Source organism: Desulfofundulus sp. (genome assembly GCF_049701015.1).
GTDB lineage: Bacteria > Bacillota > Desulfotomaculia > Desulfotomaculales > Desulfovirgulaceae > Desulfofundulus.
The window spans coordinates 1-15,513 of record NZ_JBNATZ010000041.1 but is presented as its reverse complement, the minus strand read 5'-3'; the positions used below and the strand labels follow the sequence as shown (position 1 = coordinate 15,513).

Sequence of the window (15,513 nt, the reverse complement as noted above, 5' to 3'; positions counted from 1 at the left end):
ACCGTGGCGATACCACCCAGCACTACATCCCACCTGGCGTACTTATAATCGTCTACCGTGAGGCCTTTTTCAATGACAGCCGACTGCATGTAAAATTGCATCCAGGGGGCTATGGTGGTCCCAATCATGCCTATGACCAGGCTTAAGTATTCTGTGTTGTGGTAGAAGCGCGGGTGTATCGTTGAGCGGTAGATCTGGTCCCAGTCCGGTTTGGTCATGAGCGCGGAAACTATATACAGCAATAAAAAGGCGCTGAACAGAAGAAAGATTTTTTCCGCTAACCTGTAGTTGCCCTTAACCACCAGAAACCACACAAAAAGGGCGGTGAGGGGTACCATTATATATTTGCTGAGACCGAAAATTTCCATGCTGCCCGCTACTCCGGCAAATTCTGCGGTGGTATTGCCAATATCCGCAATGAAGAGGCATACCAGGATGAAGAATGCGGTTTTTACGCCAAAACTCTCCCGGATAAGATCGGCCAGCCCCTTACCGGTAACAATGCCCATACGGGCGTTCATTTCTTGAATAATAACCAGAGCAATGAAAGAGGGGATCAAGGTCCAGACAAGGTTGTACCCGTAGTGTGCTCCGGCTACTGAGTAAGTGGTTATGCCACCTGCATCGTTATCCACGCTGCCGGTGATGATTCCCGGCCCGACTATGCTGAAGAAGAGTAAGAGCCGCAGCCACCAGTCTTTTTTTCTTGCCATAAATATCGCCTCTTCTCCTGGTTATCTACTCTTGAACGTCCTCATGAGCAGCAGGTAGGAAAACTTTTCAATATGATTCAGCCTGTTTTTACGGTCAGCAAGAAGTTTTTCAAGCACGTCGTCTACAGTGACAATGCCCAGCAACTTACCGCCGTCATCAACTACAGGTACGGCCAGCAGGTTGTATTTTACCGTGACGTTCAGTACTGTTTCATAGTCATCCTGTGGGTGCAGCGTTACTATATTCCGGCGTAAAATCTGTTCCAGAGGTGTATCTGGTGGAGCGACAATCAATTCCCGGAGTGAGAGCACGCCGAGCAGTTGTCCGGTTTCGTTGACCGCATAAACATAATAGATTGTTTCCGCCGATGGTGCCATTTCCCGCAAGCGGTCGATTGCCTGTTGCGCCGTCAGGGAAACCGGCAGGGCTACCTGTTCCGTGGTCATCAGTGAGCCTGCTGTCCCTTCCGGGTACTCCATCAGTTCTTTTAATTCGATAGCCTCCTGGGGCTGCATGAGTTTTAGTATCTCTGCACTCTTGCTCTGAGAAAGGTTACTCAATACATCCGCGGCTTCGTCCGGGGCCATGGCCTGAATAAGAGCGGTAGCCTCAGTCTCATCCATGGCTTCGAGCAGGTGGATTCTGGCTTCCGGGTTCATCTCGGCCAGTGTCTCAGCAGCCGTTTTATCATCCAGGTTTCGTAAAAGTGCCGCCTGTGCATGCCGGTTCAGATCTTCCATAATATCTGCGATGTCTGCGGGGTGCAGATGAGCCAGGTCTTTTCGCGAGATTACCAGCTGCAGGTTGGCCGTACGAGCTTCAAGCGGCTTGAAATGATGCCAGTCCAGGAGTTGTTCCGAAAACATCTCACTCAACCAGCGAAGTCCCAACCTGCGGATCAAACCCCGAAAACCGATGTCCACGGCGATCAGGTGGACCAGCAGGGTGTTTCCTTCCTTCTTCTGGCGCAGCTTGATGTCGTTGACCCGTACCACTTTGGCTCCCTGGACATCAACAATTTGCTTGTCCAGTAGCCAGCGGTTTACAAAAACTTCGTGGGGGGCGATAGGTCTGGTTTCGGTCTCTTTCAAACTCTTCTGCAGGACAATCCCCCGTGGCCCGATGCTGGATACCTGGTCGATTGAGATTATCTGCGTGCTTCTGGCATATTTGATCCCAACCACCTGTGGGTAGCCGGTATTCCAGTGGACAACCAGGTCACGGATCCGGCCTGTTGGATTACGATGATGGTCGTAGATTTTCTTACCAATTATTTCACTGATGTAGAATTCACGGGGTTCTTCCTCACCATTGATAGTGGGGGGGGCCGGGGTTTGAAGCACTGCTCAACACCTCCCCTTTATTTTTTGTACTTTTTAAATTAAAATAGACACCTGCAGGAGTATATAAAATATAAAACTCCGGCAAGGCACCAGTCCTGTTCCCGGAGTTCCAGCGCCTTCCCCACTCGTTTGAGCTTTGGCACTGCAAGCCTGGAGAAGAAAACTTCTCAGCCGCAATAGGTAAAACCTTGGGCCGGTAATACCTGTTGACCCGTTGGGGTCTCTCGACCTTTCCGGGCAGCGGCATGCGGACTCTGCAGAAGCCTCACCTAACGAGGAAGCGTTTTATGGTTTTAGCTGCAGATGCAAAAACTGTAAAACTACTGTACACTATGTTAATTTTAAAATGTCTGATTGTAATTTGTCAACATTGCAACCTGTTCATTTTCGGGTTGGTGTTATAATTTCTGTTGCGAATAGCGTTAACATAGATACCTTTACTTTCAGCGAGCCGTGCGGGGGTGTAAATCCGTGGGGGTCCATAATGTGAAGTATGTCGTCAGTGCTTGCCTGGCCGGTGAAGCGTGTGCCTATGACGGGCGGCCGCGTACATGTTCTGCTGTGGAAAGGCTGGTGCGGGAGGGCAGGGCAATACCCGTATGTCCCGAGTGTCTGGGCGGATTACCCGTGCCGCGGCCACCGGCCGAGATAAAGGACGGTACGGGAGGGGATGTGCTGGCAGGGCGTGCCAGGGTTGTGAATTGCGAGGGGCGTGACGTATCAGGTGCCTTTATTCATGGGGCACGGGCAACTCTGGAGATAGCCCGGAGACATGGCGTTCGTAATGCCATTTTAAAAGCCCGGAGTCCATCCTGCGGGTATGGCCGGGTTTATGACGGAACCTTCACCGGCACGTTGCGGCCGGGTTGCGGTGTCACTGCTGCCCTGTTGCAGGAGGCAGGTTTTCGAATTCTCACGGAAGAAGAGGTCCAGCATCTTGTTCTGTAGCTGGTTGAATATTACACCGGGAGTGTCGGGGACGCAAGACAATACGGGGAAGGTGATAATGGTGAGTTTTTTGCTCAAGTATGATCATCTAAGAAAAATCCTCGGGGAAATTGACAGTTGCCTCGTGGCCTTCTCCGGGGGGGTGGATAGTACCCTGCTGCTTAAAGTGGCCCATATGGTTCTGGGAGCAAAAAGGGTTCTGGCGGTTACAGTTGCTTCTGATATTTATCCTCCGGAAGAGATTGAGGAGGCGGCGGAACTGGCCCGTTCAATTGGTGTCGGGCACCTGGTTGTGGAAACAGAGGGTTTGGGTAACCCGGTATTTGCCACCAACCCTCCTGACAGGTGTTACCACTGTAAAAAAGAAATATATGCCAGGTTATGGGAAGAGGCCCGAATTCACGGTTTGAATAGCGTGCTGGACGGTGTGAATGCTGATGATGCGGCTGATTACCGGCCGGGCCTCAAAGCAGCAAAGGAAATGGATGTGCGTAGCCCTCTACAGGAAGCGGGTTTGACTAAAGAGGAGATCCGCGCACTGTCCCGCCATCTCGGGCTGCCCACAGCTGGCAAGGCAGCTTCTCCCTGCCTGGCTACAAGGTTCCCCTACGGCACGCCCATTACCAGGGAAGGATTGCTGCGGGTCGCCGAAGGGGAAAAGTTTTTGCGACAGCTGGGTATCCCGGAGCTTAGAGTCAGGGACCACGGCAACCTCGCCCGGATAGAGGTCCCGGAGAATTATTTTGCTCTCGTTATCCAGCGGTCCGGTGAAATAAATGACAAATTGAAGCAACTGGGGTATACCTACGTAACGCTGGATATAAAGGGTTTCCGGAGCGGGAGCATGAATGAGACCTTGAAACTGGAAGTCAATCAGCTCCAGCAGGTGGGCCAGCTGCGGGCATAATCCGCCGGAGTGGGATGGCCGGGGTTACGCTCGGTGTTTTTGAGCAGCTGGTAAAACCCTTCTATCACTTCCTCCAGTGGTCCGGTGTTTTTGAGTGTATTCAGCCATCTCTGGGGGATGGCCTCAAAGCCGTAATAGGTCCCGGCCAGCCCACCCGTAACTGTACCTGCTGTATCCGTGTCGTACCCGCGGTTGACTGCCGCAATCAGGGCATCCTCGAAACTTTCGGTGTGCAAAAAGCATTGCAGAGCTGCAGCCAGGGTGTCGAGGGCGCTACCACGGGGGACAACTTCAGGCGCCCCTTTCTGGATATGGCGGATGATATACCAGAAAAATTTGCTGGGCTGTATGCCTGCCTGGTTGCAGCAATGATCCGTCATCTCCAGGGCCCGGGTTACTGCTTCTCGCCGGCTTAAATGCCGTTGCGACCCCAGCAGGTAGATCAGCAGGTTGTAGAAAAGACAGCAGGCAGCTCCCTCCTGGCTGTAGTGGGTCATGTAAGCTATCTCCACCGACCATCTGGCCATGGCCGGGAGATTATGCCAGTAACCGAAACTTACCGGCAGGGTGCGCATCAGGCTGCCGTTGGAATCGAGTTTGTTCAGGGTCTGTGCGGTAAGGCGGGAAGCGTCGTGCCAGTTGCCGGTCCGCAGGAAATTTTGGAAGGACATTAAAGTGGTTTTTCCGATGTCCTTGGGCCTGGACTGGTACCAGCGGATGAAGCCGCGGCCGATTTCTTCAATGGGGGAAACGGGATTGGCCAGGATGCCCCGCGCTACCGCCATGGTCATCTGGGTATCATCGGTGTATTCCCCGGGTTCTAAATTCAGCCAGCCGCCGCCGACCATATCCTTCAGGATGCCGTACTTTTCGCGGATTTCACCGGCACTCATGAGTTCTACCGGGCCGCCCAGCGCATCACCCACTGCGGCACCGTAAAAGGCTCCCTTAATTATGTTTTTCACCGCAGTCACCTCCCGTAAAGATAACGGTAAACCTGGTAGTTCCAAAGTACTTTGCGGACAAATTCCCTGGTTTCGGCAAAAGGGATCTGGTCGAGTTTGCTTTTCTCACCTGTCCAGTGCCGTTGTTCCAGCCATTTTTGGACGTTCCCCTGCCCACCGTTGTAGGCGGCCAGAACCAGGATGGTGTCCCGGTCAAAAGTGCGGTACAGGTCTGCTAAATACCACGTACCAATACAAATGTTGAAATCCGGGTCATACAGCAGGTCCGGGTGGTAATAGGACAGGCCCATTTTCCTGGCTGCCCAGGTTCCGGTTTCCGGCATTACCTGCATTAATCCCCGGGCACCCCGGTGGGATGTGGCCCGGGGATTGAAATTGCTCTCGGTTTTTATCACTGCTGCTACCAGGTAGGGATCCAGACCGCGGCTTATGGCATACTCCATGACCGTTTTCCGGTAAGGGAATGGGTAGAGGAGCCGGCCCAGGTGGTTAATGTTGAGGACCACCAGCAGGGTTAAGATGGCGAGAAATAACCACACCTTGAAGCCTTTATTCGTCTTCAGGTGTAAAGACAAGTAATCATCACTCCAGCTCTAATTTGGAAGGATTCCGGTTTCACTTTCACTCCATGTACAAGCAATTCGCCCTCCAGCTGCGGGTTCCTGCCTGCGGCTCGCTTTCATTTCAACCCGGAGCACTATCCCGAGAAATTCCTTATAAACAATTATTATGTCCGGAAGCGGCCTGTCAGGTAAATTTACCCGGTTTTTTTTGGTAAAGGTGTTACCGTAATTTAAATAGCCCCAGCATAATGAGGATGCACCCCGGCAGGGCGGAAAACTGCCGCCCGAGAGCTGTGGCGCCAAACCCCCGGCCGGCCAGCAGACCTGCGTAAATGGTGACGAGAAGACCGGTACCGACTAAAAGCGTGGTAAGCATCAGGTCCAGACCCAGCATGGAAAGGGCGAAGCCAGCTCCGAATGAGTCCAGGGCGAGGCCCAGGCCCAGCAGGACGGCCTCTCCGGCAGAGATTACGCCCGAGTGATCCAGGTCGGCCCGGTGAGGTTCCCGCAGCACCTGGATGATCAGTGCCAGGGCTCGTATCCTTATTTGGAAAACTGGCCGGGGTTCCTCTCCCTTTGCCCCTTCCCTGAGAACTTGAAAGATTATCCGGAGTCCTATGAGAATTAAGATGATGCCGCCCAGGTGCCTGGCAAAGTCTACAGAGATGGTCCGGAGTAGCAGGTTGCCTGCAGACATGGAAAGGCTGATGGCCAATACCGACATGAGACTGATGATCACTGCGGAAGAGAAGGGTAGCCTGATGCCCTTTACTCCATAAGCCACCCCGGTACCGAAGGCATCCATGTTAAGAGCTAAAGCAAAGATGAGCGTGGTTAACAATTCCACTGACCAGTCCCTCCCCGGTGCTTCTTAATTCTTCTAACCATTTGTATGGAAGGACTGATCGAATGGTGATTTATACGCCCTGGTTACTTCTGGCACCCAGGGCAGTAATAAGTGCTCCGGTTGCCGGAGCGCAGGCGTTCGATGGGCCTGCCGCACCGCGTGCAGGGCTTGCCCTTTTGGCCGTAAACCCTTAGTTTTTCTTGAAAGGTACCGGCTCGTCCCATCCCGTCCACATAATCCCTCACACTGGTACCACGGCTGGAAATTGCCTCTTCCAGGACCGTCCGGATGGCCTCGAAAAGAGCTCTCACTTCCGGCGGTGTGAGGGTATTTGCCGTTCTTGACGGGTGCAGGCCCGCCCTATGGAGAACTTCATCCGAATAGATGTTGCCAAGACCGGCTATAAACGTTTGTTCCAGCAGGAGAGACTTTAAAGTTGTTCTCCGGGATTTTAATCCCTTCGCAAGGAAGTCCAGGGTGAATTCCCGGCTCAAAGGTTCCACACCCAGGTCTTTCAGGCCGCTAACAGCCTGCAGGTCCTTTTCCGGTACCAGCCAGAAGCGGCCGAACTGGCGCACATCTATGTAACGCAGCTGGTGGCCGTTGTCCAGGTAAAAAATCAGATGGGTATGTCTTGACCGGGGCTCTTCCGTGGCGGTGTAGATCAACTGGCCCGTCATGCGCAGGTGCACGACCAGCACCAGCCCGCGGGAAAGGGAGATTAAAAGGTACTTACCCCGGCGGTCCACGTCCAGGACCTTTTTGTCCACCACCAGGCGGCAAAATTCCTCCGGTGAGGGTCTCTGGATGATCTTGGGGAGGAAGATATCCGCGCCACAAATAGTGAGACCGGGCAATTTTTCTTTGATGGTGCGCTTGATTGTTTCCACTTCCGGTAATTCAGGCATTTCGCTTTCGCTCCCGATGTTTTTCTTTAGCCTATTTACCACTGTGCCGGGCTTAGCTGGTTTCCTATCCAGCTTTGTTCCAGTCAAGTCGCTATCTTCTGGAGCGGGGGAAAATCCTGGATACCTGGCTTTCGGGTGGCGGGTGGTAACCGCTAGATTTTCTTTACCTCGTACCAGTTTGGCCCCAGTTTCATGTCCACTACCAGCGGGACGTCCAGCACCAGTGCGTTTTCCATGTGCCGGCGGACCAGTTCGGAAACTTCCGCCAGCTCCCCGGCAGGCATGTCGAAGATCAATTCGTCGTGAACCTGGAGAATCATCTTTGTGGCCAGTCCCCGTTCCTTTAATTCCCGGTGGATGCGCACCATGGCCAGCTTGATGATGTCTGCGGCGCTGCCCTGGATGGGTGTGTTGATGGCGGTGCGTTCACCAAACATGCGGACGTTGCGGTTGGCGCTGAAGAGATCCGGCAGGTAGCGGCGCCGGTTTAGAAGGGTGGTGACGTAGCCCTTTTCCCGGGCCTGCTGGATGGTCCGCTCTATAAAGGCCTTCACTCCTGCGTAACGGGCGAAGTAGTTGTCGATATATTTCCGGGCCTCCTGGCGGGAAACGTTGATATCCCGTGCGAGGCCGAAATCGCTGATTCCATAAACGATCCCGAAATTGACAGCCTTGGCGCGACCCCGCATGCCGTCCGTCACTTCTGTAATAGCCACGCCGAAGACCTCGGCTGCCGTCCGGGTATGGATGTCCTGACCCTGGCGAAAGGCTTCCAGGAGGTTGGGGTCCCCGGACATGTGGGCCAGAATCCGCAGTTCGATCTGGGAGTAGTCGGCGGTCAGGATGAGGTTTCCCTCCCGGTGGGGGATGAAAACCCTTCTGATTTTACGCCCCTCCTCCATGCGGATGGGGATGTTCTGCAAGTTGGGGTCGGAGCTGGAGAGCCTTCCGGTTGCAGTTACCGTCTGGTGGAAGGTGGTGTGCAACCGTCCCGTTTCAGGATTGATCAGGGCAGCCAGTCCGTCAACATAGGTGGATTTTAATTTCACCAGCTGGCGGTATTCCAGCACTAAAGGGACAATAGGGTGGGCACCGGCCAGTTCCTCAAGGACGGAAGCGTCGGTGGAATAGCTCGTTTTGGTCTTTTTAACTACCGGCAGTTCCAGTTTCTCAAAAAGGATGTACCCCAGTTGCCGGGTGGAATTGATGTTGAACTCCTCCCCTGCCAGCTGGTAAATTTGTTCCGCCAGAGAATTGATTTTTATGGTCAAGTCCCGCGACATATTTTCCAGGCCTTGTCTGTCCACGGCTACCCCGGTCATTTCCATGTCGGCCAGCACGGTTACAAGGGGTAGCTCTGCTTCGTAGTACAACCTTTCCATTTCCGCCAGGCGGAGCTTTTCGGCCAGAAGTTCCGACAGGTGCCAGATGGCATCCGCCCGGGCTGCCAGGGCTTCTTCGCCTCCGGCAGGGAGCACAATTTTTAAATGCTCCAGGGCTAGGTCCGCCAGTTCCTGGTTGGCCGAGGCCGGGTTGAGCAGGTAGGCCGCCACCATAGTATCAAAAGCCATATTGCGCAGGGTGAGGCCGTGCTTTTGCAAAAGCCACAGGGCATTCTTACCGTCGTGGAGGAGTTTTTCTATACCGGGGTCGCGGATAATATCCGCCAGGGCCTCCAGGGCTGCCGGGCCGGTAACCGGGTGTACCGGGTCCAGGTAAAAGATTGAGAGATGGGATGCTTCCGCATTGTTTTGGGGAGTTCTGAAGGCCAGCGCAGCCGCCACCAGGCCGTCCTGGCGGCTGCCGCTCAGAGCCATGGCCACCCGGCCTGCGTGCCGGCATAATTCTACCAGGCGGGATAATTCTTCCCGGTTCGTGAGGTAACGGAAAGTCACCCGGTAGGTTTCTACTTCCCGGGCGGGCTGCCTGTCCCCGGCTCCTTCTTTCTCTCCCAGTTCCTCCCTGATAGTCCGGATTAAGGTTTTAAATTCCAGCCTGCTGAAAAGGGACAGCAACCGGTTGTAGTCCGGTCCCCGCCAGCGAAAAGCATCCAGGTCGATCTCCAGGGGTACCTTCCGCTCAATGGTGGCCAATTGTTTGGAGAGCAGGGCCTGTTCCCGGTACTGGCGTATTTTATCCCGGTGGCGGCCGGGCAGTGTTTCGGCCCGGCACACTACTTCTTCCAGGCTGCCATATTGATTAAGTAAGGACCTGGCCGTTTTGGGGCCGATTCCCGGTACCCCGGGAATGTTATCGGAAGGGTCCCCTGTGAGCCCTTTATAGTCCGGGAACTGGGCCGGGGTAATGCCAAAACGTTCCCACACCCGGCCTTCAGTATATTCTTCCAGTTCACTGATCCCCTTGCGGGTGAGGAATACCCTGGTCAGGCTCGAAACCAGCTGCAGGGCATCCTGGTCGCCGGTAATGATAATGCTGGAAATCCCGGCCTGTTCGGCCCGGGTGACCAGCGTACCGATAAGGTCGTCGGCTTCGTATCCCTCGCATTCCAGCACAGGGATGTTCATGGCTGTTAAAACTTCCTTGATCAGGGGCAACTGCGGCCGCAATTCGTCAGGGGTGGCAGGGCGGTGGGCCTTGTATTCCTTATAATGATCATGGCGAAAGGTAATCTTTCCCTTATCAAAGCAAACGGCTACCAGGTCTGGTTTAATCTCCTTGAGGACTTTAAAAAGCATGTTGGTGAAACCATAAACGGCGTTGGTTATAACACCCTGACTTGTGGCCAGGTGGGGTATGGCGTGGAAAGCCCGGTGCGCCAGGCTGTTGCCGTCCAGGATTAAAAACGTACCTGCCCGCAAGAGAAGCACCTTCCTTTTTTTTAATTATTTCACCGTGTAGATCAGCAATACCTTCCGAATAAAAATGTCGTTAATTTAAAACATCTCTTACGTTTTCTTTCAGGGGTCCCGGCAGGAGATTGGTCTGGTAGGGCGAATTACAACTTATGGATCGAAATGCTCTGGAGTGAGACGGTTTGCAAAGACGAGTAGTTCTTCTTGTACTGACCTTATTATTTTTTATACCCGTTTTCCCGGCCTGTGCGGGAGAAGACCTGGAAAGGGCGACGGCCAGGGTTTCAGAAGTGATGGACTATGTTTACCACTACCATATTGCCCGTCCCGGTCTCGACCAGCTGGTGGAAGGGGCTATTGATGGCCTCTTGGACAAACTTGGTGACCCTTATACGCAGTATTTTACCGCTGAGGAGCTGGATAATTTTACTGGCTCCCTGGAGGGAAACTTTGCCGGGATTGGGGTTGAGCTGGAAGGGTGGCCTCCTTACCCTCAGGTGGCCAGGGTTCTGCGGGATTCACCGGCGTACCGGGCTGGAATCAGGGAAAAAGATCTTATTATAAGAGTGAATGGGGAAGATACCGCCGGCATGACCCTTTCACAGGTGGCTGAGAAAATTCGCGGTCCTGCCGGTTCCCGGGTACAGCTTACCATCCGTCGCGAGGGGGTTCCCGATTTCAATCTGGAGCTTGTGCGGGAAGCAGTGAGCAATCCTTCGGTTGAGGGGGAAATACTCCCTGGAAATATCGGGTACGTTCGAGTACATTTCTTCGGTACCACAACGGCTGGAGAATTTGGTATGCTCATGCAGGAGTTCCGGGCCAGGGGAATCAAGGGGGTGATCCTGGACCTGCGTAACGATCCGGGGGGGTACTTGCAGGCTGCTGTTGACCTCGCCGGTTATTTCCTGCCGGCCGGCCGGGTGGTGGTGACCACGGTGGACCGGGACGGCCGGGAGGAAGTTTACCGTACCACAGGTAAATCTCCCGCCCTGGACCTGCCCCTGGCGGTCCTTGTTGACGATATGAGCGCCAGTTCCGCCGAAGTCCTGGCCGGCGCACTGAAGGACTACCGGCGGGCTGTGCTGGTGGGCAGCCGTACATATGGCAAGGGGGTTGTCCAGGCCGTTATTCCCCTGGAAACGGGTGGCGCGCTGAAATTAACCATTGCTCGTTACCTAACTCCTGCAGGGAAGTCGGTTGACGGCTGCGGTATTGAACCCGATCGCTGGGTTTCCACTCCGTCCCTGCAGCTGGTGGCTGCCCGGCAGGAATTGGAGCCCCGGTTGCCGCGTACAATGATTTTTAATCTTTCGGGGAGTGATGTGAGCATTAACGGGGAGAAGATAGGCGATCACCCGTTACTCCTGGTTCAGTCGGGTGAAATTTTCGTCCCCCTTCGATTTACGCTTGAAGCCCTGGGTTTCAGCGTTCACTGGCAGTACCGGGGGCACAGGATTTTAGCCCGTAACGGTAACCAGGAATTCATTCTGGACGGGGATATGAGAACGGCTACGATCTCGGGGCAAAGGGTACGGTTGGGGCCTCTCATGGCGAGGGGGGGAACTATCTACCTGCCGGTTTCCACTCTTTCCCGGTTGGGAGTTAAAGTTGAGAGGTATGGTGGAGAACTGAAAATGGAATTATTGCCGGACAAGCAGGAATAAGGCTGCACGTGTTGAATCATTTAGAATAAGCTAAAATAAACAGGAATTATTGCAGACCCCGCGGGCCGGTTTCACTGCCGGTAAAGGAGGTGTGATGGGATGGGTGACTATCTTTGCCCTTGCGGGAGCGGAAAGCCTTATCGTAATTGCTGTGGTGTCAGGGAAAAGGTAGTATTTTTGGAACAGTACAGGTGGCGGCGTGCCGGTCAGGAATTGCGTCGCAAACTGGGTGAATTTGCCGATAACCAGTGCTTTGCCCGGGAAGCGGTTAAGGCTCAGGAAAAGTACCTCAATTGTCTTGACCCCGAGCTGGTAGATCGTGATGACGAGTTTAACATGGAAAGATGCTTTGAATGGTTTATCTTCGATTACGTCCTCCCCGACGGGTTAAGCATCATTGAAACTTTCCGACAGAGTCCTGATCTCTCGGAAAGAGAGCAGGCCTTACTGGCAGACTGGGCCGCGGCGAGGGTTTCCCTTTATGAAGTACTGAAGGTTCTGCCTCGTAAAGGGGTTGTGTTACGCGATCTCCTTCAAAAAAAGGAACTAAGAGTACATGATATAAATGCAGCTGCCGAGCTTCAACCCGGGAGCATCCTGCTCATGCGGGTTTTGAAAGTGGGGGACGAATACGAGTTTTCCACCAGTGGTCTTGCTTTACCGGGCTTTTGCAAAGATGTCCTGCTGAAAAAATTGCGCCGGGACCTGCGCAATTATGCCCGGAAACGGAATGCTCCAACGAGGGAGGTGCTTGGTGATTACCTGAGGGAACGTTCTCATGTCATCAACGCCCTCGTGGTGGAGATGGGAATTAATTATACTCTGCCCCATTTAGTTGAGCATGGCGAAGAAAATGAGTATGTGCCGCCGGTCAATGACGACCTGTTTGACAGGATTTCTGCCAGGATTGCCCAGCAGATTACCGAGGCCGTGCTTGATGAGTATTACAACCGCTGGATAGATAAGCCTGTTCCGGCCCTGGAAGGAAAAACTCCCCGGGAGGCGTGTCGTACTGCCGAAGGCAGGGCCAGGCTGGAAGAGTTGTTTCGCGAACTGGAGCTGGTGGAAAGCTGCAGGGAATTAAAAGGAGAACCTCATTACGACCTGCAGAAGCTGCGCCGCAAGCTGGGGCTCTTACCGTCTGACGGGGACGTGGAGGAGGATGTGCGGGAACAGCAGGATTTTAAAAAGCCGGAGGACTACCAGTGGCCGACGGTAACCCACGCCGATGTGGCCCGGGGTGTGATGGAAGATCTCCAGGTCAGAGGTTATGGACCGGGTCAGGTCCAGGGAGCGTTGCATCTATGGCATGACTACTGTTCCAAGGTACAACCTTCATTCCGCAAGCCTGAATTATGGGTGGCGACGGTGGTTTACGCCATAGCGCGTCTTGAGTGTGACTATCGAATCAGCCAGCACGACCTGGCCAGGCAGTACGGGGTGGCTCCTTCAAGTATCTCGGCTAATTTCCGTGCCATGTGCCGGGCGCTGGATCTCGTGGCTTTCGACAAGCGCTATTCTACACGGAAGTCGCCGCTCGCCGGACTGAAAGATGCTGATCCGCTTCTGGCCCAGATACTGGAGAACCTGAAGTTATAACCTTGTTAAGTTGCATGATCGGGAAAAGGGCGGGTTTGGGACCCGCCCTTTTAAAGTGGAGGGATGCTCAGGTGGGTCTTTTTGCCTCTATGCTGGAAATAGTTGCCAGGTGGGTGGTCGGTTTTATTTCCGACCTGGGTTACTGGGGGATTGCCATCGGGATGGCCATCGAGAGTGCCAATATACCCCTGCCCAGCGAGGTTATCCTCCCCTTTGGCGGTTACCTCGTATCTACGGGCCGGTTGGATTTCTTCTGGGCGGCCATGGCCGGTACCATTGGCGGTACTGTGGGGTCGGTCATTTCTTATTTTTTCGGTCTCCGGGGCGGCCGTCCCTTTTTGTTGCGTTACGGACGCTACATTGGTATTTCCCACAGGCACTTCGAGCTGGCAGAGAGGTGGTTTTATCACTACGGTGAGGCAACAGTGTTCTTCACCCGGCTGATGCCCATTGTCCGCACCTTTATTTCCTTGCCGGCGGGAATTGCCGGCATGAACTTTCCCCGCTTCGTCCTTTACACTTTTTTAGGTTCGCTGCCCTGGTCTTTTTTCCTGACCTTCCTGGGTGTAAAAATGGGCCAGCACTGGCAGGATTTGAAATACTGGTTCCACCGTCTGGATCTCGTTGTGGCCTTCATACTGCTCGTGTCTGTGGTTTACCTGTGGCGAAAGTGGAAAAGCTGGTAAATTAACATGCTCTCTACAGCAGCCTTTTTTCAGGGCTGTTTTTTGCTCTCATAAAATTGCCGGCAGGTGAGGAAAAATAAAGGGGGGTGAAAGGAAGGGGTCGCTGTGAAACTGAAAACAGGTGTATTCTTTAAAACCATGACCGTCATCCGTTCTGTGCTGGTTTTAAGCATCACATTGTTTCTGTCGGGTGCTTTACTTTGCTCTTTTCCAGCAGTGGCAGGAGCAGCCCCACCTCCGGTTACTGCGGACGCTGCGGTCTTGATGGATGCCCGTTCAGGCCGGATCTTCTATGATAAAAATGGCCTCCAGAAGCGTGAACCCGCCAGCCTGACCAAGATTATGACGGCTATTATTGCTCTGGAGTATGGCCGCTTAAATGATGTGGTAACCGTGAGCCGCAATGCTGCAGCCGTGGGCATGGGTTCCATACTGGATTTGCGTACCGGCGAAAAAATCACCCTGGAAAACCTGCTGAAGGCGGCTCTTATCATGTCGGCCAACGACAGCACGGTAGCGATTGCCGAACATGTAGCCGGTTCCGAGGAAGATTTCATCAGGATGATGAATGCCAAGGCAATGGTCCTGGGAGCCCTGCATACCAGCTTTGCCAACACCAATGGGTACCATCACCCCCGGCATTACAGCTGTGCTCGCGATCTGGCGGTGATTACCCGGTACGCCCTTCAAAACCCCATTTTTAATCAAATTGTGAGCACGCGGGAGACAACCATCAGTTTCTGTGACTCCAAGCGCAAAGAAGCCATTTTTAATACCAACCGTCTTTTACGTGAAGGCAGTTACCCCGGTATTGATGGGGTCAAGACAGGTTCCACACCGCGGGCGGGCAACTGCCTGATTGCATCGGCTACCAGGGGAGACCGCCGGTTGATTGCAGTGGTGCTGAACAGTGCCAACCGCTACCGGGATGCTGTTACCCTTCTGGATTATGGCTTCAACGAAGTGGTACGGGTTGCCCTGGGTGAATCAGGAGAAGAGGTAGCCCGGCTGCCCGTGGCAGGTGGCCTGGACGGCACGGTCCCCGTTGTTGTTGCCACTCCCGTGGAGGTTGACCTGGCTCGTGATCAGCTTTCAGGGGTGCAAAGGGAAGTAAAGATGGTGCCGTCGCTTAACGCTCCCGTCAAGGCCGGACAGAAAGTGGGCGAAGTCATCTTTCGTTTAAAGGATGAAGAACTGGGCCGTTCTGCTCTGGTTGCGGCCAGGGACGTACCGAAAAAAGGGCTCTTCAGTCGCTGGCGAAAGCCGGTGGCCTGGTCGAGCGGTACCCTCTACTGGAGATAAAATAATCGAGTGGGACACTTTCCGGGGTACCCCTTGACATCCTCACGGGTTTACGTCATAATATAGTTGTTATAACGACGGGCGGGTAGTTCAGTGGGAGAACGTCTGCTTGACGCGCAGAAGGTCGTGGGTTCAATTCCCTCCCCGCCCACCAGTAAAATCAAGGCTTCCGGGCTGGTGCCCAGGAAGCCTTGTTTTTGTGCGCCCGGCATGGGCGTTAACTTGGTGGTGAAAGTCCACTGCAGGCGAGG

The 15,513-nt window shown here is 53.9% G+C and carries 13 protein-coding genes, 1 tRNA gene and 1 riboswitch; of the genes, 7 read left to right on the top strand and 7 right to left on the bottom strand.

Annotated elements, in window-relative coordinates; genetic code table 11:
• Nucleotides 1–713: Nramp family divalent metal transporter (locus ACPLUI_RS04395; protein WP_424659055.1), on the bottom strand; the 713-nt coding region annotated here is incomplete at its 3' end.
• Between the two features lie 21 nt (nucleotides 714–734).
• Nucleotides 735–2,057: a magnesium transporter MgtE N-terminal domain-containing protein gene (locus ACPLUI_RS04390; protein WP_424659054.1), complete on the bottom strand. Its 1,323-nt coding sequence runs from the start codon at nucleotides 2,055–2,057 to the stop codon at nucleotides 735–737.
• Between the two features lie 113 nt (nucleotides 2,058–2,170).
• Nucleotides 2,171–2,341, bottom strand: a riboswitch (M-box (ykoK) riboswitch).
• A gap of 202 nt (nucleotides 2,342–2,543) precedes the next feature.
• Between ACPLUI_RS04390 and ACPLUI_RS04385 the strand changes: the two genes are divergently transcribed.
• Together ACPLUI_RS04385 and larE are read left to right on the top strand one after the other, a co-directional pair.
• Nucleotides 2,544–3,005, top strand: a complete 462-nt coding sequence (locus tag ACPLUI_RS04385) for a DUF523 domain-containing protein (protein ID WP_424659053.1) — start codon at nucleotides 2,544–2,546, stop codon at nucleotides 3,003–3,005.
• A 61-nt stretch (nucleotides 3,006–3,066) separates the two neighbouring features.
• On the top strand, nucleotides 3,067–3,912 hold the full coding sequence (gene larE / locus ACPLUI_RS04380) for an ATP-dependent sacrificial sulfur transferase LarE (RefSeq protein WP_424659058.1): 846 nt from the start codon (nucleotides 3,067–3,069) through the stop codon (nucleotides 3,910–3,912).
• On the opposite strand, the gene ACPLUI_RS04375 is transcribed toward larE, so the two are convergent.
• The 5 genes from ACPLUI_RS04375 to polA form a co-directional block, all read right to left on the bottom strand.
• Nucleotides 3,879–4,877 (bottom strand): ADP-ribosylglycohydrolase family protein, encoded by a 999-nt coding sequence (locus ACPLUI_RS04375; protein WP_424659052.1) that lies wholly within the window; start codon nucleotides 4,875–4,877, stop codon nucleotides 3,879–3,881. The two genes, larE and ACPLUI_RS04375, sit on opposite strands and share 34 nt — an antisense overlap.
• 5 nt (nucleotides 4,878–4,882) lie before the next feature.
• The gene (locus ACPLUI_RS04370; RefSeq protein WP_424659051.1) at nucleotides 4,883–5,452 is read right to left on the bottom strand and encodes a lytic transglycosylase domain-containing protein; all 570 of its coding nucleotides are present in this window, start codon (nucleotides 5,450–5,452) and stop codon (nucleotides 4,883–4,885) included.
• 208 nt (nucleotides 5,453–5,660) lie between these two features.
• The gene (gene ytaF, locus ACPLUI_RS04365) at nucleotides 5,661–6,287 is read right to left on the bottom strand and encodes a sporulation membrane protein YtaF (RefSeq protein WP_424659050.1); all 627 of its coding nucleotides are present in this window, start codon (nucleotides 6,285–6,287) and stop codon (nucleotides 5,661–5,663) included.
• Between the two features lie 83 nt (nucleotides 6,288–6,370).
• A complete protein-coding gene (mutM, locus tag ACPLUI_RS04360) occupies nucleotides 6,371–7,195 on the bottom strand; it encodes a bifunctional DNA-formamidopyrimidine glycosylase/DNA-(apurinic or apyrimidinic site) lyase (protein WP_424659049.1) in 825 nt (274 codons plus the stop codon).
• A 152-nt stretch (nucleotides 7,196–7,347) separates the two neighbouring features.
• Nucleotides 7,348–10,014 carry a DNA polymerase I gene (polA, locus tag ACPLUI_RS04355; protein ID WP_424659057.1) on the bottom strand — a complete coding sequence of 889 codons (2,667 nt, stop codon included), beginning with the start codon at nucleotides 10,012–10,014 and terminating at the stop codon, nucleotides 7,348–7,350.
• A 176-nt stretch (nucleotides 10,015–10,190) separates the two neighbouring features.
• Between polA and ACPLUI_RS04350 the strand changes: the two genes are divergently transcribed.
• The 5 genes from ACPLUI_RS04350 (at nucleotide 10,191) to ACPLUI_RS04330 (ending at nucleotide 15,416) form a co-directional block, all read left to right on the top strand.
• The gene (locus tag ACPLUI_RS04350) at nucleotides 10,191–11,675 is read left to right on the top strand and encodes a S41 family peptidase (RefSeq protein ID WP_424659048.1); all 1,485 of its coding nucleotides are present in this window, start codon (nucleotides 10,191–10,193) and stop codon (nucleotides 11,673–11,675) included.
• Nucleotides 11,676–11,774: 99 nt separating this feature from the next.
• Nucleotides 11,775–13,274, top strand: a complete 1,500-nt coding sequence (locus tag ACPLUI_RS04345) for an SEC-C metal-binding domain-containing protein (RefSeq protein ID WP_424659047.1) — start codon at nucleotides 11,775–11,777, stop codon at nucleotides 13,272–13,274.
• 89 nt (nucleotides 13,275–13,363) lie between these two features.
• Nucleotides 13,364–13,960, top strand: coding sequence for a DedA family protein (locus ACPLUI_RS04340; RefSeq protein ID WP_424659056.1), 597 nt, complete (start codon nucleotides 13,364–13,366; stop codon nucleotides 13,958–13,960).
• Nucleotides 13,961–14,065: 105 nt separating this feature from the next.
• Nucleotides 14,066–15,262, top strand: a complete 1,197-nt coding sequence (locus ACPLUI_RS04335; RefSeq protein WP_424659046.1) for a D-alanyl-D-alanine carboxypeptidase family protein — start codon at nucleotides 14,066–14,068, stop codon at nucleotides 15,260–15,262.
• A gap of 79 nt (nucleotides 15,263–15,341) precedes the next feature.
• Nucleotides 15,342–15,416 (top strand) — tRNA-Val (locus ACPLUI_RS04330).
• Nucleotides 15,417–15,513 lie beyond the last annotated feature (97 nt).